At 73.8% G+C, this 21,998-nt stretch carries 20 protein-coding genes; 10 read left to right on the top strand and 10 right to left on the bottom strand.

Annotated elements, in window-relative coordinates; translation table 11 throughout:
* Positions 1–61: 61 nt before the first annotated feature.
* Positions 62–1,273: an FAD-dependent oxidoreductase gene (locus AB0J57_RS29490; protein WP_366131382.1), complete on the bottom strand. Its 1,212-nt coding sequence runs from the start codon at positions 1,271–1,273 to the stop codon at positions 62–64.
* Positions 1,274–1,376: 103 nt separating this feature from the next.
* On the bottom strand, positions 1,377–2,834 hold the full coding sequence (locus AB0J57_RS29485; RefSeq protein ID WP_366131381.1) for an MFS transporter: 1,458 nt from the start codon (positions 2,832–2,834) through the stop codon (positions 1,377–1,379).
* A gap of 74 nt (positions 2,835–2,908) precedes the next feature.
* On the opposite strand from AB0J57_RS29485, the gene AB0J57_RS29480 reads away from it, so the two are divergent.
* A complete protein-coding gene (locus AB0J57_RS29480) occupies positions 2,909–3,499 on the top strand; it encodes a CGNR zinc finger domain-containing protein (protein ID WP_366131380.1) in 591 nt (196 codons plus the stop codon).
* Positions 3,500–3,573: 74 nt separating this feature from the next.
* Here the strand turns inward: AB0J57_RS29480 and AB0J57_RS29475 are convergent, their stop codons facing one another.
* From AB0J57_RS29475 to AB0J57_RS29440, 8 genes are all read right to left on the bottom strand, one after another.
* Positions 3,574–4,719 (bottom strand): acyl-CoA dehydrogenase family protein, encoded by a 1,146-nt coding sequence (locus AB0J57_RS29475; RefSeq protein WP_366131379.1) that lies wholly within the window; start codon positions 4,717–4,719, stop codon positions 3,574–3,576.
* Complete coding sequence (locus AB0J57_RS29470) at positions 4,716–6,347, bottom strand: AMP-binding protein (protein ID WP_366131378.1); 1,632 nt, start codon at positions 6,345–6,347, stop codon at positions 4,716–4,718. The genes AB0J57_RS29475 and AB0J57_RS29470 overlap by 4 nt, the downstream gene beginning before the upstream one ends.
* A complete protein-coding gene (locus AB0J57_RS29465; RefSeq protein WP_366131377.1) occupies positions 6,344–7,312 on the bottom strand; it encodes a transketolase C-terminal domain-containing protein in 969 nt (322 codons plus the stop codon). Before AB0J57_RS29465 ends, AB0J57_RS29470 begins: the two co-directional genes overlap by 4 nt.
* A complete protein-coding gene (locus tag AB0J57_RS29460) occupies positions 7,309–8,208 on the bottom strand; it encodes a transketolase (RefSeq protein WP_366131376.1) in 900 nt (299 codons plus the stop codon). Before AB0J57_RS29460 ends, AB0J57_RS29465 begins: the two co-directional genes overlap by 4 nt.
* 33 nt (positions 8,209–8,241) lie before the next feature.
* Positions 8,242–9,267, bottom strand: coding sequence for an N-acetyl-gamma-glutamyl-phosphate reductase (gene argC / locus AB0J57_RS29455; RefSeq protein WP_366131375.1), 1,026 nt, complete (start codon positions 9,265–9,267; stop codon positions 8,242–8,244).
* Positions 9,264–10,127, bottom strand: coding sequence for a RimK family alpha-L-glutamate ligase (locus AB0J57_RS29450; protein WP_366131373.1), 864 nt, complete (start codon positions 10,125–10,127; stop codon positions 9,264–9,266). The genes argC and AB0J57_RS29450 overlap by 4 nt, the downstream gene beginning before the upstream one ends.
* Positions 10,128–10,181: 54 nt before the next feature.
* Positions 10,182–10,364: a lysine biosynthesis protein LysW gene (lysW, locus tag AB0J57_RS29445; RefSeq protein ID WP_366131372.1), complete on the bottom strand. Its 183-nt coding sequence runs from the start codon at positions 10,362–10,364 to the stop codon at positions 10,182–10,184.
* A gap of 181 nt (positions 10,365–10,545) precedes the next feature.
* Entirely contained in the window at positions 10,546–11,475 is a 930-nt protein-coding gene (locus AB0J57_RS29440) for a LysR substrate-binding domain-containing protein (RefSeq protein ID WP_366131371.1), read from the bottom strand.
* A 260-nt stretch (positions 11,476–11,735) separates the two neighbouring features.
* On the opposite strand from AB0J57_RS29440, the gene AB0J57_RS29435 reads away from it, so the two are divergent.
* From AB0J57_RS29435 to AB0J57_RS29395, 9 genes are all read left to right on the top strand, one after another.
* Positions 11,736–12,629 carry a family 3 encapsulin nanocompartment shell protein gene (locus tag AB0J57_RS29435; protein ID WP_366131370.1) on the top strand — a complete coding sequence of 298 codons (894 nt, stop codon included), beginning with the start codon at positions 11,736–11,738 and terminating at the stop codon, positions 12,627–12,629.
* Positions 12,630–12,653: 24 nt separating this feature from the next.
* The gene (locus AB0J57_RS29430) at positions 12,654–13,697 is read left to right on the top strand and encodes a sulfotransferase (protein ID WP_366131369.1); all 1,044 of its coding nucleotides are present in this window, start codon (positions 12,654–12,656) and stop codon (positions 13,695–13,697) included.
* Positions 13,694–14,464: an SDR family oxidoreductase gene (locus AB0J57_RS29425; protein WP_366131368.1), complete on the top strand. Its 771-nt coding sequence runs from the start codon at positions 13,694–13,696 to the stop codon at positions 14,462–14,464. The genes AB0J57_RS29430 and AB0J57_RS29425 overlap by 4 nt, the downstream gene beginning before the upstream one ends.
* Positions 14,465–14,512: 48 nt before the next feature.
* On the top strand, positions 14,513–16,369 hold the full coding sequence (locus tag AB0J57_RS29420) for a M20/M25/M40 family metallo-hydrolase (RefSeq protein ID WP_366131367.1): 1,857 nt from the start codon (positions 14,513–14,515) through the stop codon (positions 16,367–16,369).
* Between the two features lie 5 nt (positions 16,370–16,374).
* Positions 16,375–16,962, top strand: a complete 588-nt coding sequence (gene cysC / locus AB0J57_RS29415; protein WP_366131470.1) for an adenylyl-sulfate kinase — start codon at positions 16,375–16,377, stop codon at positions 16,960–16,962.
* 47 nt (positions 16,963–17,009) lie between these two features.
* Positions 17,010–17,930, top strand: a complete 921-nt coding sequence (cysD, locus tag AB0J57_RS29410; RefSeq protein ID WP_366131469.1) for a sulfate adenylyltransferase subunit CysD — start codon at positions 17,010–17,012, stop codon at positions 17,928–17,930.
* 2 nt (positions 17,931–17,932) lie between these two features.
* Positions 17,933–19,288: a GTP-binding protein gene (locus AB0J57_RS29405; RefSeq protein WP_366131366.1), complete on the top strand. Its 1,356-nt coding sequence runs from the start codon at positions 17,933–17,935 to the stop codon at positions 19,286–19,288.
* Positions 19,289–19,411: 123 nt separating this feature from the next.
* On the top strand, positions 19,412–19,552 hold the full coding sequence (locus tag AB0J57_RS29400; protein ID WP_366131365.1) for a hypothetical protein: 141 nt from the start codon (positions 19,412–19,414) through the stop codon (positions 19,550–19,552).
* Positions 19,553–19,688: 136 nt separating this feature from the next.
* Positions 19,689–21,971: a TOMM precursor leader peptide-binding protein gene (locus tag AB0J57_RS29395; protein ID WP_366131364.1), complete on the top strand. Its 2,283-nt coding sequence runs from the start codon at positions 19,689–19,691 to the stop codon at positions 21,969–21,971.
* The last annotated feature ends 27 nt before the right edge of the window (positions 21,972–21,998 follow it).

The following is a 21,998-nucleotide window of genomic DNA, read 5'->3' as shown; positions in this document are numbered from 1 at the left end:
TCGCCGGGGGGATCGGCCGGCGGGGGGCGGTGGTCGTCGGAGCGTGCGGCGGCGGAATCGCTCATGCCCCCTCGGCCCGTACGAGCACGGCCTCCGGGGCCTCGGTGAACGAGGTGGAGCCGTGCAGCCAGGCCACGGCCTCGCGCAGCTCCTCGGGCGAGAGCCCCGACAGCATCGCGTTGCGCGACGCCGCGCCCGCACCGGCCGCGTGGTAGAGCTCGTCGCCCATCCGGCGCGCCGTCAGGGTGGTCCGGGCGGTGCGGTCGCGCCGCAGGGCGTTGTACGCCACCAACCGCCCCGGGATCTCGTACGGCTCACAGCGCAGCAGCCGGGCCAGCACCACCGCGTCCTCCAGCGCCATGCAGGCGCCCTGGGCGGCGTACTGGAGCATCGGGTGCGCGGCGTCGCCGAGCAGTGCCACCCGGCCGTCCACCCAGCCGTCGACCGGGTCGCGGTCGCACAGCACCCAGATCCGCCAGTCCCGCCCGAGTTCCAGCAGTTCCCGCGCGTCGTCGCACAGGCCGGGGAACCGGGTCAGGACGTGGGACCGGCTCGCGGGTGCTCCCGTGATCTCCTCGCGGGCACCGTCGTCGCGGGTGGCCGCGAGATTGAGGAACGCCCCGCCGCCGATGGGGTAGTGCACGAAGTGCCAGCCCGGGCCCGCCCACAGGGTGACGCTCCTGGACCGCAGCTCCGGGGGCACCTCGTCCATCGGGATCACGGAGCGGAAGATGGTGTGGCCCGAGATCCGGGGGCCGCCGTCGCCGACGAGCCGGGCCCGAACCGCCGAGCGCAGCCCGTCGGCGCCCACCAGCACGTCGGCGGAGAACCGCTCCCCGGCGGCGGTGAGGGCCGTGACCCGCGCCCCGTCCTGCCGGTAGCCCGTCACCCGGTGACCGGCCAGCAGTTCCACGCCGGCCTCGCGGCAGCCGTCCAGCAGCGCCCGGTGCAGATCGCCGCGGTGGACCACGGCGTACGGGCCGCCGAACCTGGTCCGGTACGCGCCCGTCAGCTCCATGGCGGCGACCCGCTGCCCCGATGTGCCGTCCATGAAGCGCAGTTCGTCGATGAAGTCGGCCCGCCCGGTCACCCGGTCACGGACCCCCAGGGCGCCCAGCGCGTGGAAGGCGTTGGCGGCGAGCTGGATGCCCGCGCCGATCTCCGAGAACTCCGGCCGGCCCTCCAGGACCGTCACCCGGTGTCCGCCCCGGGCCTGGCCCAGCGCGGCGGCGAGCCCGCCGATGCCGCCGCCCGCGACGAGTACGTGTGTCATCGCTTGTTCCTCTTCTCCTCGGGTTGTCGGCCGCGCGGCCATGAAGCGGCGCGGCGGCCGGCCCCGTCGCCACGGGGCCGGCCGCCGTCGGTCACCAGCGGGCCTACTTGGCGGCGGCCCCGGCCGGCGTGCCGGGAGCGGCCGCCGTGGCGGTCGGGGCGGCGGGCGCGGCCGAGGCCACGGCGGTGCGCCGCAGACCGAGGACCGAGACCGCGGTGATGCCCACGGACAGGGCGGTGGTGAACCAGAACGCCGTCTGGAAGCCGCCGACCGGGATCTTGGCGACGGTTCCGTGCACCACACCGGCCAGGGCCACGCCCACCGCGAGGCAGAGCCCGACACCGAGCTGGCGGCTGGAGTTGAACAGACCGGAGGCGAGGCCCATCTGCGGGCCGCTGACGCCACTGGTGCCGGCGATGGCGGTCGCGATCATCATGACCGTCACGCCGAGGCCCAGCAGCACCCCGCCGGGCAGCACGCCGAGCCAGTAGGAGCTGTCCGCCGTCACCTGGGCCAGCATCGCCGACCCGACGGCCAGCAGCAGACCACCGATGATCAGCACGGTGCGGGCGCCGAGCTTGTGGGTGAGCTTGACGACCGGGAGGCTGGCCAGGAAGACCACGAAGGCCTGCGGGAAGAAGCCCATGCTGGCCTTGAGCGCGGAGTACCCGAGCACCTGCTGCATGTACATGGTGATGAAGAAGGTCGACACCGACATCACGCCGCCGGACAGGAACGCGACCACGTTGCCCGAGGACAGCGCGCGGTTGCGGAAGATGGACAGCGGCACCAGCGGCCCGGTGACCCGGGTCTGCACCACCAGGAAGGCGATCAGCAGGGCCGCGCCCGCCGCCAGCGACACCGTCACCACGGCCGAGTCCCAGCCACGGTCGGAGGCCATGGTCAGGCCGTAGGTGAGGGCGCACATCGCCGAGGTGACCAGGATCGCGCCGGGCAGGTCCAGGCGGGCCGAACCGGTGGCGCGGTGGTCGGCGGTCAGCCTTCGGGCGGCCAGTGCCACCAGCACGATGCCGACCGGGACGTTGACCAGCATCACCGCGCGCCAGGTGAGGTACTCGGTGAGCAGGCCGCCGGCGACCACACCGCCGGTGAACCCGGCCGAGGAGACGGCGCCGAAGATGCCCATGGCCTTCACCCGCTCCGGGCCCTCCGGGAACCCGCTGCCGATCATCGCCAGGACCGCCGGGGAGACGGCGGCCGCCGACAGGCCCTGGACCGCGCGGGCCAGGACGAGGACCCACGGCTCGGTGGCGATACCGCCCACGAGCGAGGCGAGGGTGAACACCGCGAGGCCGCCCACGAACATGCGCTTGCGGCCGAAGACGTCACCGGCCCGGCCGCCCAGCAGCAGGAAACCGCCGTAGAACAGCGCGTAGGCGCCCACGACCCACTGGAGCCCGCTGGCGGTGAAGCCCAGGTCGCGCTGCATGTGGACCAGGGCGACGTTCACGATGGCGAAGTCGAGTACGAGCATGAACTGTGCGGCGCACAGCAGGAGGAGCGGCGGCCGTGTTCCGGTCGCGCTGTTGGAGCTGGTCATGACGTTCCTTTCACGGGGGGAGGGACAGGAGCGGGGGATACCGGCGAAAGTGGTTGGCCGGTAAGGTCTGGGGGATGACGGAACACAGGCCCGTACGGCAGCCGGGCGACCGGGAGGTGGCCCCCGGCCGCCTCGCGCTGGTGCAGTCCTTCGTCAACAGCGTCAATGTCGAGTTCGGACCCGACGAGTTCGCGTCCGTCGGGGGGCTGACGCGCTGGATGGAGCGGCAGGGCTTCCCCGCCGGCGCCCCGGCCCCCACCGAGGCCGACCGGCGTGAAGCGGTCGAGGTGCGCGAGGCGCTGCGCGCCCTGCTGCGGGAGAACAACGGCGCCGGAGCCGACCCGGCGGCCCGCGCCGTCGTCGCCCGCGTCGCCGCCGACTGCCCGCTGGTCCTGGCCTTCGACGAGACCGGCACGCCCCGCCTCCGCCCCGGCGCCACCGGAACCCGCGGCATGATCGGCGAGGTCCTGGCGATCGTCGTCGAGGCGGCCACCGACGGCACCTGGCAGCGCCTGAAGGCCTGTCACGAGCACCGCTGCGAGTGGGCTTTCTACGACCGCGCCCGCAACCGCAGCGGCCGCTGGTGCTCCATGGCCGTGTGCGGGACGCGCGCCAAGATGCGCACCTACCGCCAGGGGCTGCGGGCACCGGCCGGCGCCCGCTGACAGCAGGGCGGCCACGGACCGTACGGCGTCCGCCGTCCGTAACGCGCCCGCCGGCCCCTCGGCCACCGGGGCGGTCACGGCGCGTACTCCTTGCCGAGCAGCAGCCGGGCCACCGTCAGCTTGGTGGCCGCCGCCGTACCGTCCGCGAGCTGGAGGCCGATCACGTCGCGCAGCCGCTGGGCGACCGGGCCGTCCTCGCTCCAGCCCCGGTGACCCATCGTCAGCAGCGCCTGGTGCACCGCCTCCACCGCCGCCTTCGGCGCCCACCACTTGGCCATGTTCGACGGGATACGGGGGTCCTCGCCCCGGTCCGCCGTGGTGAGCGCCTCGTAGCAGACCAGCCGCGCCGCGTGCAGCATCGTGGTGTGCTCCACCAGCGGGAACACCACGGACTGGAACCGGCTGATGGGCTGCCCGAAGGCGGTGCGCCCGGACGCGTGGGCGTACGCCTCCGCCAGGGCGGCGTCCCCGACGGCGATCGCCATCAGCGCGATCAGCGCCCGGGAGACCCCGAACCCGCGCATCACGGCGGTGAAGCCGCCGCCGGGAGAACCGACCAGGTCCTCGGGCCCGACCCGCAGCCCGTCGAAGATCAGCCTGCCGCGGCCGCCCGCCCGGCAGCCGAGGTCGGTCAGCCGCTCCTTGCGGACCCGGTCGCCGTCGAGCCTCGTGTAGAAGGCGCTGATGCCGTGCGCGCCCTCGCCGCCGGTGCGGGCGAAGACCAGCGCGTGGGTGGCGTAGGCGGTCACCATGATCGAGGTCTTCTCGCCGGTGAGCAGCCAGCCGTCGCCGTCCGGCTCGGCGCGCATCTCGATGCCCGCCGCGTCCGTGCCGTGGCCGGGCTCGGTCAGCGCGAGCGCCACCACCGCCTCGCCGCGGGCGATCGGCCCCAGCCAGCGCTCCAACTGCTCCGGGCTGCCGCTGGAGGCGAGGACGCCGCCGATGAGCGCGGCGTTGAGCACGGGGAAGCACACCGACAGGTCGGCCGCCGCGAGCTTCTCCAGCGCGATGCCCGCGCTGACCGCGTCGAGGCCGAGACCGCCGTACCGCTCCGGCACGCGCAGCGCGAACAGGCCGGCCGCCGCCAGGTCCTCGACCGTCCCCGGGCGGTAGGCGCCGCGCCGGTCGTTGTCCTGACGGTGCGGCGCGATCTCGCCGGCGGCGAACTCCTCGATCCGCTTGGCCAGTTCATCGTGCCGGGCCGTGAAGGCGAGGTTCATGACGCTGTGGGTCCTTCCTGGGCCCGGAGCCGGTCCCGCAGGGCGAATTTCTGGATCTTTCCGGAGGGTGTCCTCGGCAGGGCGGGCACCAGTTCCAGCCGCTCGGGCCAGTACGTCCGTGCCATGCCGAGCCCCGCCAGGTGGCCGCGCACCTCCTCCAGGCCGGGGGCCGGGCCGGTGGTGACCAGGAACGCGCAGGCGCGCTCGCCGAGCCGCCGGTCCGGGTAGCCGACCACCGCGACGTCCTTGACCGCGCGGTGGCGCAGCAGCGCCGCCTCCACCTCCACCACCGGGATGTTCTCGGCGCCGCGCATGATCACGTCCTTGACCCGGCCCGTGATCCGTATCCCGCCGTGGCCGTCGTCGCGGGCCAGGTCACCGGTGTCGAACCAGCCGTCGGCGGTGACCGAGGCGTCGTACACCTCCTGCCGCCGGAAGTAGCCCAGGCACTGGGCCGAGCCCCGTACCTGGAGCAGCCCGGTGGCGCCCGGCTCCACCGCCCGGCCGTCCTTGCCGACGATGCGGACCTCCATGCCCGGCACCGTCGTGCCGTCGGACTCCGCCGCCCGCAGCGGCGGTTGCCCGGGCCGGGTGACGGTGACACAGCCGTTCTCCGTCATGCCCCACAGGGCGTACACCCGGCAGCCGAGCACCTGGTCCGCGTCCTCCACGAGCAGCGGCGCTATGGGCGCGCTGCCGGTGGCGAAGCTCCGCAGCGCCGACAGGTCGTGGGGCGTCTCGCGCTGGGCGTCGATCAGGTCCGACAGGAAGGTGGGCGCGCCCATGAAGAAGGTCACCCGCTGCTCCTGGAGCGTGCGCAGCATCTGCCGGGGGTCCCAGCGGTCGACCTGGACGGCGGTGGCGCCCAGCAGCAGCGGCATCACGAAGTTCCAGGTGAACCCGGCCTGGTGGGTGGTGGGCGAGCCCATCGCGGTGACCTCGTCGCCGGTCAGCCCCAGCACGTCGGCCTGCGCCCGGTTCATCGAGTACAGGGTGTTGTGGCTGTGCACCACGCCCTTGGGCTCACCGGTGGTCCCGGAGGTGAACATGACCTGGGCGGCGTCGTCCGGCCCGGCCTCGATCGCGTCCAGGGAGGCGAGCAGCTCCGGATCGGGCTCCGGCCCGTACAGGTCGCGTACGAAGTCCAGCGCGCCGTCGCCGTCATCGGCGCCCAGCAGCACCCGGTGGCGCAGGGTGGGGACGGCCCCGGCGATCTCGGCGCTCATGCCGGCGTACGAGAAGCCGCGCAGCTCGGCGGCGCCGATGTAGACCGGGCTCTCGGTGAGCCGGGTCATGAACTCCACCTCGCGGCGGCGCATCACCGGGACCACCGGCCCGGCGACCGCGCCGACCCGGGCGGCGGCCAGGCAGAGCGCGACCAGCTCCCAGGAGTTGGGCAGTTGCAGGGTCACCACGTCGCCCCGGCCCACCCCGAGGCGCAGCAGGCCGACCGCGAGCCGGTCGACCCGGCGGGCCAGCTCGGCGTAGCTCACCGTCTCGTACGAGGCGCCCCGGTAGCAGACCAGGGCCGGCTTGTCCGGCCGTTCGCGGGCCCAGCGGCGCAGGTCGTGCAGCACCGTCTCGTCCCGCCACCAGCCGGCGGCACGGTAGGTGTCGGCGGCGCTCACCGGACACCCCCGGGGTGCGAGTCGAGCGACGCCCTGGCGCGGTCGGCGATGGCCCGCGCGCTGACCCCGCCCCGTTCGAGCAGATGGCGCTGGTCCCCGGCGACCGGCACGAATTCGTCCGGCAGCGCCATCCGGTGCACCCGCACCGGGCGTACGGCGCTGAGCGCCTCGGCGACCGCCGAGCCGAACCCGCCGGCCCCCCAGTGCTCCTCCACGGTGATCACCGTGTTGCGCACGCCCAGCGCGCCCAGCAGCGCCCGGGAGTCCAGCGGCTTGACGGTGTGCAGGTGCAGCACGTTCGCCGTGATGCCGTCGCGCTCCAGGAGATCGGCCGCCTCCAGGGCGGCCAGCACCGGGTACGGTCCGCACGCCGCCAGCGTGATGTCCGTGCCGTGGCGGAGCTGCTGGGCCTTGCCGAGCCGCAGCGGCGGGCCCGCGGGCAGGTCGGGCGTGGCGCCCCGGCCGAGCCGGAAGTAGACGGGCCCGCCCAGGGCGAGGGCCTGGCGCAGCAGTTCGGCGGTGCCCGCGCCGTCGCCGGGGACGACCACGGTCATGTGGGGCAGGGCCCGCATCACCGCGAGGTCCTCCAGGGCGTGGTGGGTCGGGCCGAGGTGCCCGGCCGAGACACCGGAGTGGGTGGCCGCGATCAGCACCGGCAGGTTGCCCATCGCGATGTCGATCTTCACGGCCTCCACCGCGCGGGAGGAGGCGAACGCCGCCATCGTGTTGACCAGCGGGATACGGCCCTCCCGGGCCAGCCCGGCGGCCGCGCCCATCAGGGTGTGCTCGGCGATGCCGAGGTTGAGGTAACGGTCGGCGGCGCTGCCGAAGTCCACTCCGCCGAACAGCCCGGTGTCGCTGTCCAGGACGACGAGGCGCTGCTCGCCGGGCAGCAGCTCGGCCACCGTGTCGCGGTAGACCTCGCGGGCGGCGCGGGCCGGGGCGGGGGCGAGGGCGGTGGTCACCGTCGGTCACCCCCGGCCGAGGCGCGTACCGCGTTGAGCGCGCGCAGGTGCTGACGGCCGCTGAGCCGCGCGTAGTGGCTGCGCGCCTGGCCCTCGACGAACGGCACGCCCTTGCCCTTGACGGTGTGGGCGATGACCACGGTCGGGGATTGCGGGTCGGCGGGCAGGGTCAGCGCGCCGGTCAGCGCCTCGGTGTCGTGGCCGTCGGCCTCCAGGACCCGCCACCCGAAGGCCCTCCAGCGGTCGGCCAGCGGTTCCAGGGAGTTGACGGTCTCGGTCTCGCCGGTGATCTGGAGGCCGTTGCGGTCCACGATCGCGGTGATGCCGCTCAGTCGGTGCGCGGAGGCGACCGACGCGGCCTCCCAGACCGAGCCCTCCTGGAGCTCACCGTCGCCCATCACCACGAAACAGCGGCGGTCCGAGCCGTCGAGGCGGTTGGCCAGCGCGTAGCCGACGCCGAGGGCGAGACCGTGCCCGAGCGAGCCGGAGGCGATCTCCACACCGGGGATCTCGGGGTGCGGGTGGGCCATGAAGTGGCTGCCGGGGCGGGCGTACTCGTCGAGCGCCTCGGCCGGGAAGTACCCGGCCTCGCAGAGCGTCGCGAACAGGGCGATGCCGCCGTGCCCCTTGCTCAGGAGCAGCACATCGCGTTCGGGCAGGCCGGGGAAGCGGGGGTCGTGGCGCATCACCCGGAAGTAGAGGACGGTCAGGATCTCGACGAGCGACATCGACCCGCCCAGGTGGCCGCCCTCGGGGCCGGCGCACATGGACACGATGTGCTCCCTGATCCGGCCGGCGATCCGGGCGGTCTCCGCCGCGTCGGGGCCGGGCGGGGGCTGGAGGCCGGTGATGTCGGTGCGGGCGGGGGCGCCCCGCAGCAGAGGCGGGCTGCTCATGCCTGGTCCTTTCGGCTGGTACGTGGACGACGGTCAGTTGGGGTGCAGGCCGGTGAATTCGAGACCGCGCTCCTCGGGCTCGCCGAAGCGCACGTTCATGCACTGGACCGCGTTGCCCGCGCCGCCCTTGACGAGGTTGTCCAGCGCCGCGATCACGGTGACCGTGGAGGCGCCCCGGTCCAGGGCGAAACCGATGTCACAGAAGTTGGAGCCGGAGAGGATCTTCGCGTCGGGGAAGCGGTGCAGCCCGCGCCGGGCGGCGACGATCCGGACGAACGGCTCGCCGGCGTAGCGGGTGCGGTAGGCGGACCGGATGGCACGCTCGTCGACGCCGTCGGCGAGGTTGGCCCGGCTGAGCAACTGGACCCCGCGCACCGCCTCCACCCCGGTCGCCGACATCCGCACGGTGTGCCCGGTGGCCTGGGCGATCTCCGCCTCGTGCCGGTGCCGGGTGGGGGCGAACACCCGCAGGGCGCCGCTGCGTTCGGCGTGCAGGTTCTCCGCGCCCGCCTTCGCGCCGGAGCCGCTGGAGCCGGTCCTGGCGTCCACCGTGACCTCGTCCCTGATCAGCCCGGCCTCGGCCAGCGGGACCAGGGAGAGGATGCCGGCGGTGGCCATGCACCCGGGCACGGAGATCCGGTCGGCGGTGCGCAGCCGCTCACGGTGGTGCTCGGGCAGCCCCTGGACGAAGGTGCCGATGAGCTCGGGCGCCTCGTGCGGGGTGCCGTAGTAGTCCTCGTAGACGTCGGTGTCCCGCAGCCTGAAGTCGCCGGACAGGTCGATGACCACGCCCGCCTTGTCCAGGAACTCCGGCATCCGGCGCATCGTCTCGCGGTGCGGGGTGGCCAGGAAGAGCACGTCGCAGCGCGGGAGTTGCTCCTCCGCCGAGAACGTCAGCTTCGTACGGTGGCGCAGATTGGGGTGGACGCCGTCGACCTGGCGTCCCCGCAGGGTGCGGGAGGTGGCGGCCACCAGGTCGACCTGGGGGTGGTTGACGAGCAGCCGGAGCAGTTCGCCGCCGATGTAGCCGGCCGCTCCCAGCACTGCCGCGCGGATCATGACTCTGCCTTCGCTGTCAGGAGGGCGGCGATGGTGTCCGCCACATCGATGTCCGTTCCGTATGTCGACTGCAGGCCCCGGAACTCGACCCGGTCGTTGACCTCCAGGACGGTGAGCCGGCCGTCCGGCTCCTCCAGGAGGTCCACCCCCGCGACACAGGCGCCGACGGCGTCCGCCGCCGCGACCGCGAGCGCGGTGAGGTCCGCTCCGAGCGGGCAGCGTTCGCTGACCGCGCCGCGGGCCACGTTGGTGCGCCAGTCCTCGCTCCTGCGGTACGTCGCCCCGACCGCGCGGCCGTCGACCACCAGGACCCTGATGTCCCGGTCGGCCTTGGCCACTTCGCGCTGTACGTAGACGATGTGCGACTGCGGCGAGGGCAGGGCGGCGAGGTGCTCCAGCACGGCCTCGGCCATCTCCCGGCCGGTGACCCGGGTCACCAGGCGCCCCCAGGACCCGACGAGCGGCTTGACGACCGCGGGGTAGCCCAGCTCGTCCAGGGCCTTGAGTGCCGCGTCGGGGGTCAGGGCGAGCGTGGTGTCGGGGGTGGGCAGGCCCCGGGCGACCAGGGCCGCCGAGGTCTGCCACTTGTCCCCGCAGACGGCCGTTGCGGCGGAGGTGTTGAGCACCGTCACGCCCGCCGACTCCAGGGCGCCGGCCGCGTACAGCGCCCGGTAGTGGCCCACTTCGCGGTTGAGCACGGTCCGCGGGCCGTCCCAGGGCCTCCCGGCCCGGACCGACAGGGCGCGGGGGTCGATCTGTTCGCATGCGACGCCGCGCCTCTCCAGCGCGGTCAGGATGTTCTTCTCCTCGAACCGGACCCGGGAGGCGAGGACACCGAGTCGCGCTGCCGCAGGGCTCATCAGGGCATCTCCTTGTCTGTTGCGGCGGCCGGATCTGCTGCGGTGGCCGGCGCGCTACTCGCCCCAGTCCTCCTCGATCTCCGGGGCGAGGAGGAGACGCGGTGGCGCGATGGACTCGATTTCCAGCTCCAGCCGGCACTCCGGGCACTCGACTATTTCGCTGACCCGGGCATCCGTGCCGAGCGAAACCTCGGCATCGCACTCGGGGCACTCGGGGGAGATCAGTGTTTCCTGCATGGCGATTTCCTCAATTCTTCCGGCGGGATTCCGGCAAGGTGGTGAATCGGAAATTACTGTAGCCCTGCATTTTCCTGCGTTCCGGCCGCCGCCAATGAATGATCCGCATCGGAACGGTGGCGAATTCTTATGGGACCCGGGCGACGGAGGGGGTGGGGGGTGGCCGGGGTGTGGGGGAGCGTCAGGCGGCGGCCGTGGCCAGCACGGGGGCGGCGCCGGCGTCGGGGGAGGTGGCGGGCGGGGTGAGCGGGTAGCCGCGCAGGGCCCGTCGGAAGGCCTTCTCCGCGATGCCCGCGAAGCCGTCCGGTACGGCCCCGGGCGCCAGGGCCAGGGTCACCGGCACCGGCCCGGGCGGGGGCGGGAGTCCCGGGCGCACCGACGCGGTCAGGCCCCACAGCTCGTCCCCGTTGGCCACCAGGCAGGTCATGCCGAGCCCCGCCTTGGCGGCCGAGCGCAGCCCGATCAGCTCGCTGCTCTCGTACGCGACCCGCCACTCGATGCCCGAGGCGTCGAGCACCTCGCGCACCCGGCCGCGCAGCGTGCAGGGCTCGGGGAAGAGCGCCAGCGGCAGGGCGTCCCGCTCGCCGTGGGCCGGCCGTCCGAACCAGGCCATCCGCATCCGTCCCAGCTCCCGGCAGTCGGTGCCGGCTCCGGGCGGCTCGGCCTGGAGCAGCAGGGCCGCGTCGAGCTGGCCGCTGGTGAGCTGGGCCGCCAGCTCCTCGCTCGCCCCGGTCCGGACGCCGAGCTGGGCGTGGGGCATGCCCCGGTTCACCAGCCGGAGGAACTCCGGCAGCGCCTCGGCGAGCTGGCCGGCCACCCCGATCGAGAGCATGACGTGGCCGGCCTGCGGGATGAAACGGTCGACCGCCTCGTCGTTGAGCGCCACCATGCGGCGGGCGTATCTGAGGAGCTCCTCGCCCCGGGGGCTGAGCCGCAGGTTGCGTCCGGTGGAGGCGAACACCGGGCTTCTGATGAACCCGCTGAGCTGGCGTATCTGCTGGCTGACCGCGGGCTGGGTGATGTGCAGGGACTCGGCCGCCCTCCGGAAGCCGCCGAGTTCGACCACGGCCACCAGCGTCCTCAGTCTGTTTATTTGCAAGTCGTGATGCATTCTCCCACCCACATCGTCGAAGGACGTTCCGTGAAGTCTGCGGCTCAGCCTAGGACCGGCCGTTCCGCGGCCGCCATGGACAGGGTCACGGAACCGATGTGAGATCTTCATACGGCCGGTGTGCACCGCTCAAGAAGGGGGAATCATCAGGCCTTATTCGGGCCATAAACACGAGCCATCGAATTTCTCTCCCCATATGACTGGAGATGCCTAATGTTAATGACCCGCCGAACATTTCACCGAAAACTTCAGGAGACGTCATGCTGGCAGCCACCGCAGATTCCGCAGTGCAGCAGGGAGTACGGATACAGCTCGCCGACCCTGCCCTGGCCAGCCGCAGCCCGGGCGAGGAGTTCGCCTGGTCGGTGCGCGCGGCGGCGCCGGACCAGGACCACGTGGTGCCCTTCCAGGCCCATCTCCCGGCCGTCTTCCCGCTGTTCGCGACCCGGCCCCGGTACGCCGTCCGCCACCTGCTCAAGACGGCGTCGGTCGCCGACGCGCCGGTGCCTTTCGTGCACGAACCCCCCGCCGCCCCTCTCGCCGCCGCCGGAACCTCGTACCGCGCCACGCCCGAAGGCGCGTTCGCGCCCCGCCTGGAGCAGGCCGGGCTCACCGACCTGACGGTCCGCGTGCCGCTGCCCACCGGACTGCTGGACCAGCCGGCGCTGCTCGCCTCCTTCGTCGACTACCGGGTGCTCGTCCGGCTGTCCGTGGTGGAGAACGAGACGCTGCTGCACGGCAGCGCCGACAAGGTGATCAGCGGCCTGCTCAACCTCCCCGAGATGCGCCGGGGCCGGCTCGGCGAGGACGTGTACGCCTCCATCACCGAGGCCGCCGCCGAGGTCGAGGAGACGGGCGGCTCCTGCGACGGGATCGTCGTCCACCCCTTCACGTACTGGGAGCTGGTCCGGGCCGGAGTGCTCGGGCAGCTCGGCGCGGCGGGCATCACCGTCTCGCGCACCCGCATGATCCCGCGCGACCGCGTCCTGCTGGGCGACTTCCGCGCCGCCGTCACCCTGCTCGTCCCGGGCGTGGCCTCGCTGGCGCTGCGCCGGGGCGCCGGCCCGGACGGCTCCGACGCCATCGAGGCGAGCAGCCGCGTCGGCCTCGCCGTCCACCTGCCGCAGCACTTCCTGCTGCTGACCCGCGACTGACCGGCCGAAGGGACTCCCACCACCATGACCGGCCCCAGCACGCCCGGCTCCGGCCCGCGCGTCCTCTACATCACCGGATGGATGCGCAGCGGCAGCACGCTGCTCGGCAACGTCCTCAACGAGATCCCCGGCGTCCGGCACGTGGGGGAGCTGTACTACCTGTGGCGCAACGGCGTCCTCGCCACCGGCACCAACTCCTCCTGCGGCTGCGGCCGGCCGCTGCGCGAGTGCCCGCTGTGGTCGGAGGTCCTCGCGGCGCTGCCCGAGGGCTCCGCCGAGACCACCGCCCGACGGATGGCGGCCCTCCAGCAGACCCTGCTGCGCACCCGCCACACCCCCGCCCGCCTCGCCGAGGCGCGCGGCGAGCGGCCCACCGCCCCCGGCGTGGACGAACTCCTCGGCCACTCCGCCTCCGTCTACCGCCGGGTGGCCGCACTCGGCGGCGGGCGCCTGGTCGTGGACGGCTCGAAGTACCCGGCCGAGGCCGCCGCCCTGCTCGGCCGCACCGACCTGGACGTACGGGTGCTGCACATCGTGCGGGACCCGCGCGCCACCGCCCTGTCCTACCGCAGCGCCAAGGACTACATCGACCCCATGTCCCCGGCCCGCAGCAGCGGGTACTGGACCGCCTTCAACCTCGCCTCCGAACTGGTCGGCCGCACGGCCGGTGACCGCTACCTGAGGATCCGTCACGAGGACCTGTCCCGCAGCCCCCGCGAGGTGACGGCCCGGGTGCTGCGCTTCGCGGGCCTCGACGACGAGTCCCCGGTGGACGGCTCCGGCCGCATCACGCTCGGCGCCAACCACACCGTCACCGGCAACCCCGACCGGCTGCGCCGGGGCGTCACCCACATCCGCCCCGACGAGCGGTGGCGCACCGCGCTGCCCGGCACCGACATCGCGGCGGCCACGGCACCGGCCGCGCCCCTGCTGGCCCGGTACGGCTACCCGCTGGCCCCCGTCCGCCCCTTCCGGGCAACGGGCACCCGCCCGGCCGGCGCTGCCCGCCGGCCGGCCGGTACGCCGGAGCCACGTGTACCGGCGTCGTCGCGGGGTGAGTCCCGGTGAACCTCGGTCTCGCCGGGAGGGCCGCCCTGGTCGCGGCGTCCAGCAGCGGCATCGGCCTCGCGGTCGCCCGCGTCCTGGCCGCCGAGGGCGCGGACGTCTCGATCTGCGGCCGTGACCCCGAGCGGCTCGCCCGCGCGCACAAGGAGGTCGACGCCTGCGGCCCGGGCCGGGTGCTGAGCACCGTCGTGGACCTGTGCGACGAGGACGCCGCCGCCGGGTGGGTACGCCGCACCGTCGACGGGTTCGGCGGGCTCCACGTGGTGGTCACCAACTCCGGCGGGGTGCCCTTCGGGCCCGTGGAGGACTTCGAGGTCGCCCAGTACCGCGAGGCGGTCAACGGCAACCTGCTGCCCCACGTGTCGCTGTCGCTCGCCGCCGCGCCCCATCTGCGGGAGGCGGGCTGGGGCCGGATCGTCATGATCACCTCCGAGTCGGTGCGCCAGCCGCACCCCGGCAGCGGCCTGTCCTCGGTGGCCAGGCTCGGCGTCCTCGGGTTCGCCAAGGGCCTGGTCCACGCCTTCGGCCCGGCCGGGGTGACCGTGAACGTCCTGGCGCCCGGCTTCCACCGCACCCCGATCCTCGACGTGCAGTACGGGGACGAGGTCGAGGAGCGGCTCGCCGAGGTCGCCGCCGGAATCCCGCTGGGCCGGATCGGACGCGCCGAGGACCTGGGCGCCCTGGTCGCCTTCCTCGCCAGTGAACAGGCCGGCTTCGTCACCGGCGCCGTACTGGTCGCGGACGGCGGCAACACCCGCGGCATCGGCTGATCCCCGTTCGGCCCCCGCCACCCACCACCAGCCGAAGGAGTCCCGTACATGACAGCCCTCGGGGAAGTCGCCAGCTCACGCGAGGCCGCGCTCTACGTGGTCAAACTTGGCAGCGCCACCTTGCTCCACAGTCAGGTCTTCGACGAACTGCTCGAACTGCACCGGCGCGGCGCCCGGTTGCTCGTCATCGCCGGCGGAGCGGCCGGCATCCGCGAGTACTACCGGCGCACCGGCCGCGAGGTCCGCACCCTGGTCTCCCGCACCGGCGACGAGATCCGCTACTGCCCCCCGGAGGAGATGCGGCACATCGTCGCCGCGTACGAGGAGGTCACCCTGCCCCTGGTGGAGGAGGAGCTGACCCGGCGCGGGCTGTCCGTCTTCGCCTCCGTCGCCCGCACCGGCGCCCTCGTCAAGGCCACCGTCAACGGCCCGCTGCGCGTCCAGGAGGACGGCAGGACCCGGCTGGTGCGCGACCACCGCGCCGGCACCGTCAGCTCCGTCGACGTCCCCCGGCTCACCGGCCTGCTCGCCACCTTCGACGTCGTCTGCCTCTCCCCGCCGGTCGCCGACGCCGAAGGCGGCACGGCGCTCAACGTGGACGCCGACGTGCTCGCCGCCGAGGCCGCCCTGGCCCTCGACGCCGACCACCTCCGGCTGGTCACCGGCACCGCCGGGCTGCTCACCGACCCGGCCGACCCCGCCAGCACCCTGCGGCACCTCACCGAGGGGGAGGGCGGCCGGTACGCCAAGGGCAGGATGCGCCAGAAGGTCAGGGCGGCCGAGATCGCCCTGAGGGGCACCCCCGACACCGCCATTACCGGCCCGCACACCCTGTCGGCGGCCGGCGCCACCTGGTTCTGGCGGGCCCCCGCGCCCGCCCCCGACCTCGCCCTGCTCTCCCGCGCGGTGGAGCTGTCCTCCGTCTCCCGCGACGAGCGCGAGATCGCCGCCTTCCTCGCCGAATGGTGCACCGAGCACGGCATCAAGGCGGAGATCGACGCCGCGTCCAACCTGGTGGCCACCAAGGGCGCCGGCCCCCGGCGGCTGCTGATGCTGGGTCACCTGGACACCGTGCCGCACCGCTGGCCGGTCCGCTGGGACGGCGAGGTGCTCTCCGGGCGCGGCTCGGTGGACGCCAAGGGCAGCCTGGTGACGTACCTCCAGACCCTGGCCGCCTTCGACCCGCCCGAGGGCGTCGAGGTGCGGGTGGTCGGCGCGGTGGAGGAGGAGATCACCGGAGCCGGCGCCTTCCACGTCCGGGACGCCTACCGGGCCGACGCCGTGATCGTCGGCGAGCCCAGCGGCGCCGAGGCCCTCACCCTCGGCTACTACGGGCTGGTCAAGGTCCGGTACAGCGTGCGCGAGGCCACCGGGCACACCGCCGGCGAGGGCGTCCGCACCGCGGGCGACCGGATGGTCGAGCTGCTCGCCGGGGTCCCCCGGGCGGTGGCCCGGCTCCACCCGGACGCGCTCACCGCCGTCCTCGGCGTCACCGCGCTCAACCAGGGCGACACCCAGGCGGGCGAGGCCGTGGTGGACGTCCGCGTACCGCCCGGCCTCGACGTGGACGAGACGGTGGCCGCGCTGCGGGCGCTCGCCGCCGGCCCGGTACGGATCGACGTCCTGCGGGCCACCCCCGGCGTGGCCACCGGGCGCACCAGCCCGCTGGTCAAGGCGTTCCAGCGGGCGTTCCGGGCCGAGGGCGTGACGCCCCGGTACCTGATGAAGAAGGGCAGCAGCGACATGAACACCCTCGCCACCACCTGGCAGGGCATCCCCATGGTCGCCTACGGCCCCGGTGACGCCCGCCTCGACCACACCCCCGACGAACACCTGCACGCGGACGAGTTCCGGCGGGCCCAGCGCCTGCTGACCGCCGCGGTCCGAGAATGGAGCTCGATGTGACCGTCCTGACGGCCGCCCCCGGCCACGAGCCCGCGGCCCCCGCAGTCCACTGCACCTGCTATCCCGGCTCGACCGTCTGGCTGACCGGACTGCCCAGCTCGGGCAAGACCACCCTCGCGTACGCCACCGCCGAACTGCTGCGCTCGCGCGGCCGCCGGGTCGAGGTGCTCGACGGCGACGAGCTGCGGCGCACCTTCTCGGCCGGCCTCGGCTTCTCCCGCGCCGACCGGAACGACAACGTCGCCCGCATCGGCCGGGTCGCCCAGGTCCTCGCCCGCAACGGCGTCACCGTCCTCGTACCCGTCATAGCCCCGTACGCCGAAGCCCGCGACCTGGTGCGCTCCTGGCACCGGGAGAGCGGCACCGACTTCCTGGAGGTCCACGTCGCCGCACCGCTGTCCGTCTGCTCCCGGCGCGACGTCAAGGGCCTGTACGCCCGCCAGGCGGCCGGCGAGATCAGCGGCCTGACCGGCGTGGACGACCCCTACGAGGAGCCGGCCGCGCCCGACCTCAGGATCGCCTCGCACACCCAGACCGTGTCCGAGTCCGCGGGCGCCCTGCTCGCCCTGCTCACCGAGAGGGGTCTGCTGTGACCGCCCCCACCGTCGCCCCGACCCTTGCCCCCACCGTCGCCCCGTCCCTGCCCGGCATCCGCACCGGCGACGCCTTCGGGCTGTCCCACCTCGACGCCGCCGAGTCGGAGGCGGTGCACATCTTCCGTGAGGTGGCGGGCGAGTTCGAACGGCCGGTGATCCTCTTCTCCGGCGGCAAGGACTCCATCGTCATGCTGCACCTGGCGCTCAAGGCGTTCGCGCCCGCGCCGCTGCCCTTCTCCCTGCTCCACGTGGACACCGGGCACAACTTCCCCGAGGTCCTCGCCTACCGCGACCGCGTGGTCGCCGAGCACGGCCTCAGGCTGCACGTCGCCCGGGTGCAGGACTTCATCGACGACGGCCGGCTGCGCGAACGCCCGGACGGCACCCGCAACCCGCTCCAGACCGTGCCGCTGCTCGACGCCATCTCCACCGGCCGGTACGACGCGGTGTTCGGCGGCGGCCGGCGCGACGAGGAGAAGGCCCGCGCCAAGGAGCGGGTGTTCTCGCTGCGCGACGAGTTCGGCGCCTGGGACCCGCGCCGCCAGCGCCCCGAACTGTGGTCGCTCTACAACGGCAGGCACGCCCCGGGCGAACACGTCCGGGTCTTCCCGCTCTCCAACTGGACCGAACTCGACGTCTGGCAGTACATCCAGCGCGAGCGCATCGACCTGCCCGCCATCTACTACGCCCACCACCGCGAGGTCTTCGCCCGCGGCGGCATGTGGCTGGCGCCCGGCGAGTGGGGCGGCCCGCGCGCCGGCGAACGGCTGGAGACCCGGCTGGTCCGCTACCGCACGGTCGGCGACATGTCCTGCACCGGAGCCGTGGAATCCACCGCCCGGACCGTGGAGTCGGTGATCGCCGAGATCACCGCGTCCCGGCTCACCGAACGCGGAGCGACCCGCGCCGACGACCAACTGTCCGAGGCCGCCATGGAAGACCGCAAACGCGAAGGGTACTTCTAGCCATGAACATCACCGAAGCACCGGCCACGGCACCCGGCACGGCCACGGCACCCGGCAGGGACCCGTTCCGGGCCGCACCGCCCGCGGCCGCCGATACGCTGCGGTTCGCCACCGCCGGCTCCGTCGACGACGGCAAGTCCACCCTCGTGGGGCGGCTGCTGCACGACTCGAAGTCGGTCCTCGCCGACCAGTTGGAGGCCGTGGAGCACGCCTCCCGGCGGCGCGGCCAGGACACACCCGACCTCGCGCTGCTGACCGACGGGCTGCGCGCCGAGCGCGAGCAGGGCATCACCATCGACGTGGCCTACCGCTACTTCGCCACGTCCCGCCGCCGGTTCATCCTGGCCGACACCCCCGGCCACGTGCAGTACACCCGCAACATGGTCACCGGAGCCTCCACCGCCGACCTCGCCCTCGTCCTGGTCGACGCCCGCAACGGCGTCGTGGAACAGACCCGCCGCCACCTCGCGGTCGCCGCCCTGCTGCGCATCCCCCGGGTGACTCTCGTGGTCAACAAGATGGACCTGGTGGGCTGCTCGGAAGAGGTGTTCGCCCGTACCGTCGCCGCGTTCTCCGAGTGCGCCGCCGCGCTCGGCGTCGAGCGGGTGACCGCCATCCCCATCTCGGCGCTGGCGGGCGACAACGTGGTGCGTCCCTCCGAGCGCATGGACTGGTACGCCGGGCCCACGGTGCTCGAACACCTGGAGTCCGTCCCGGTGGGCACCGACCCGCGCACCCAGGAGGCCCGACTGCCCGTCCAGTACGTCATCCGGCCCGGCACCGCCGCACACCGCGACTACCGCGGCTACGCCGGACAGATCACCTCCGGGGTGCTGCGGGTCGGCGACCGGATCGCCGCCCTGCCGTCCGGCCGTACCAGCACCATCGCGGCCATCGACACCCTGGACGGAACCGGCACCGACACCGCCTGGGCGCCCCAGTCGGTGACCGTGCGGCTCACCGACGAGCTCGACATCGCCCGGGGCGACCTGCTCGCCCCGGCCGCCGCCGCGCCCCGCACGGTCCGGCGGCTGACCGCCACGGTCTGCCACCTGAGCGAGCAGCCCCTGCACGCCGGCCGCCAGGTGCTGCTGCGCCACACCACCCGTACGGTACGGGCGGTGGTCGCCGAGGTCTCCTCACGGCTCGACCTCCAGGACCTCTCCGAGCGGCCGGGCACCGGCACGCTGGGCGTCAACGACATCGGCCGCATCGCGCTGCGCACCGCCGAACCGCTCGCCCTGGACGGTTACGCGGACTACCGCCGCACCGGGTCGTTCCTGCTCATCGACCCCGTGGACGGCAGCACCCTGACCGCCGCGATGGCGGACGCCCCGGCCACCGCGGAAGGGGAGTGAGGCCGTCGCGGAACGACCATGAGAAGTTCATGTCCGCCCGGTGACACAGGCACTGTCGGCCCTTCCTCCCGCGCAGCAGACTCTTCCCCGTCAGCAGGTCAACCCCACGAAGGAAGGGCCGACATGAACCTCGCAGCCGTCACCGCCGTCACCGTCACCCCGGTCGTCGAAGACCTGGTCATAGAGGACTTCAGCGCGCCGGCCGCCGAGTACTACCAGCCCGGCACCTGCATCTGCTGGACGCCCGAGACGCACGCCGAGTAGCCCCGCACGCACCCGCGCGCCCGTACGCCGCGCACCCGCACCCGGCGCACGCACCCCGCGCACCCGCACCCGCGCACCAAGAGCGAGGCACCGCAACGCAACCGTCCGCAGTCCGCGCACCAGAACAGGGGGAAACATGGTGGCACACCGCCAGGGCACCACGGCCGGACTGGGGTTCAAGCCCCACCTGAAGCCCGAAGTCGTCCCCGGTGAAGGCGTGTTCCTCATCTCCGAACGCGGCGTCACCGCACTGCGGGGATCCTGCGTCACCGCACTCGCGCCCCTGCTGGACGGCACCCGCTCCCTCGACCGGCTGGTCGCCGACGCCGCCGGTACCCTCCCCGCCGACCAGGTGCGCCAGGTCGTCACCCGCCTCCTCCGCTCCGGCCTGCTCGCCCACCGGACGCCCGACTCGTCCGCCGCCACCTCGGGCGAGGCGTTCTGGGAGCTGGCCGGACTGGACGGCGACGCCGCCGCCCGCCGCACCGGCAGCGGCACCGTCGCCGGTGTCGCCCGCGGCACGGAGGCGGGCGCGGGCGCCGAGGAACTGCTCACCGCGCTGGCCGCCGCGGGCCTGCGCATCCACCGGGCCGGCCCGGACGAGGAGGCACCCGGCCTGGCCGTGGTCCTCTGCGACACCTACCTCGACCCCGCGCTGGCGGAGCTGGACGCCGCGTACCGGGCCAGTGGCACCCCCTGGCTGCCCGTCCGCCTGACGGGCGAACGCCCCTGGATCGGACCGGTGTTCCAGCCGGACGAAGGACCGTGCTGGCACTGCCTTGCCGAACCGCTGCGCCGAAACCGGCCCGCCGAGACCTACCTGGTCCGGGCCCTCGGACGCCCCGTCAGCGTGCCACCCTCCGGCCTCGCAGCCGGGCGGGCCGTCGGGCTCCACCTGGCCTGCCTCGAAGCCGTCAAGTGGATGGCCGGGCACCGGCACTCCGGCCAGAACGCGCTGTGGACCATGGACACCCTCACCCTGGCCGGCCGCCACCACGCGGTGCGCCGGAGACCCCAGTGCCCCTCCTGCGGTGACCCCGGCGCGACGGCCCGCCGCGTCTGGTCCCCCGTCCGGCCGGTCAGTCGGCCCAAGGCCGCCACCGGCACCGGCGAGCGGTCACTGACGCCCGAGGAAATGCTGGAGCGGTACGGGTACCTGGTGGACGAACTGACCGGCGTCGTCAAGGAGGTGCGCCGCGACCGGCGCGACCCCGGCTTCCTCAACTGCTTCCACTCCGGGCACAACCCGGCCGCGTCGCCCACCGGAATCGCCGCCGTACGGTCCGGGCTGCGCAGCCACAGCTCCGGCAAGGGCACCACCCCGTTACAGGCACGGGTCAGCGCCCTGTGCGAGGCCGTCGAACGGCACTGCGGCTACCGCCAGGGCGACGAACCCGCACTGCGGGCGACATACCGCCAGGTCGCCGGCCGCGCCGTCCACCCCGACACCGTGCAGCTCTTCCACCCCCGCCAGTTCCCCGACCGGGCGGCCTGGAACGCGGAACACGCCCCGGCGCACCGCGTGTGCGAGCCGTTCGACGAGGACACCCCGGTCGACTGGACGCCCGTCTGGTCCCTGACCGGCGAGCGCCACCGACTGCTGCCCACCTCGATGCTCTACTACGACGCGCCCTGCCCCTCCGGCTTCTTCTCGGCCCACTCCAACGGCACCGCGGCCGGCAGCTCCCGCGAGGACGCCATCGTCCAGGGCTTCCTGGAACTCGTCGAGCGGGACGCCGTCGCCCTGTGGTGGTACAACCGCACCCGCCAGCCCGGCGTGGACCTCGACTCCTTCGGCGACCCCTGGATCGAGGAGGTACGGGCAGCGCACACCGCCCTCGCCCGCGAGCTGTGGGTCCTCGACCTCACCAGCGACCTCGGTGTCCCCGTCTTCGCCGCCCTCTCCCGGCGTACCGACAAACCCGCCGAGGACATCACCCTCGGATTCGGCGCCCACTTCGACCCACGGGTGGCGATGAGACGGGCCGTGGCGGAGGTCAACCAGATGCTGCCGCCGGTCGTCGCCGTCACGGCGGACGGCACGGGCTACACCTGCGACGACCCCGTCCCGCTGCACTGGTGGCGGACCGCCACCACCGCCAACCAGCCCTACCTGCTGCCCGCCGCGTCCCGCCCCGGCCGTACCCCCGCCGACTTCCCGTACACGCCGCGCGCCGACCTGGCCGACGACGTGGCCGCGGCCGAGGCGCTCGCCCGGAGCATCGGCAGCGAGCTGCTGGTGCTCGACCAGACCAGGGCGGACATCGGCCTGCCCGTCGTGAAGGTGATCGTGCCCGGACTGCGCCCCTTCTGGGCCCGCTTCGCCCCCGGCCGCCTCTACGACGTCCCGGTACGCCTGGGCCGCCTCGCCGCACCCACCCGGTACGAGGACCTCAACCCGGTCCCGCTCTTCCTGTAACACCGGCAACACCGTCAACACCGTCGC

It is taken from the genome of Streptomyces sp. NPDC049837, from assembly GCF_040674455.1.
In the GTDB taxonomy this organism is placed as follows: domain Bacteria; phylum Actinomycetota; class Actinomycetes; order Streptomycetales; family Streptomycetaceae; genus Streptomyces.
The sequence above is the reverse complement of the archived record's forward strand: the minus strand, read 5'-3'. Positions and strand labels throughout refer to the sequence as shown.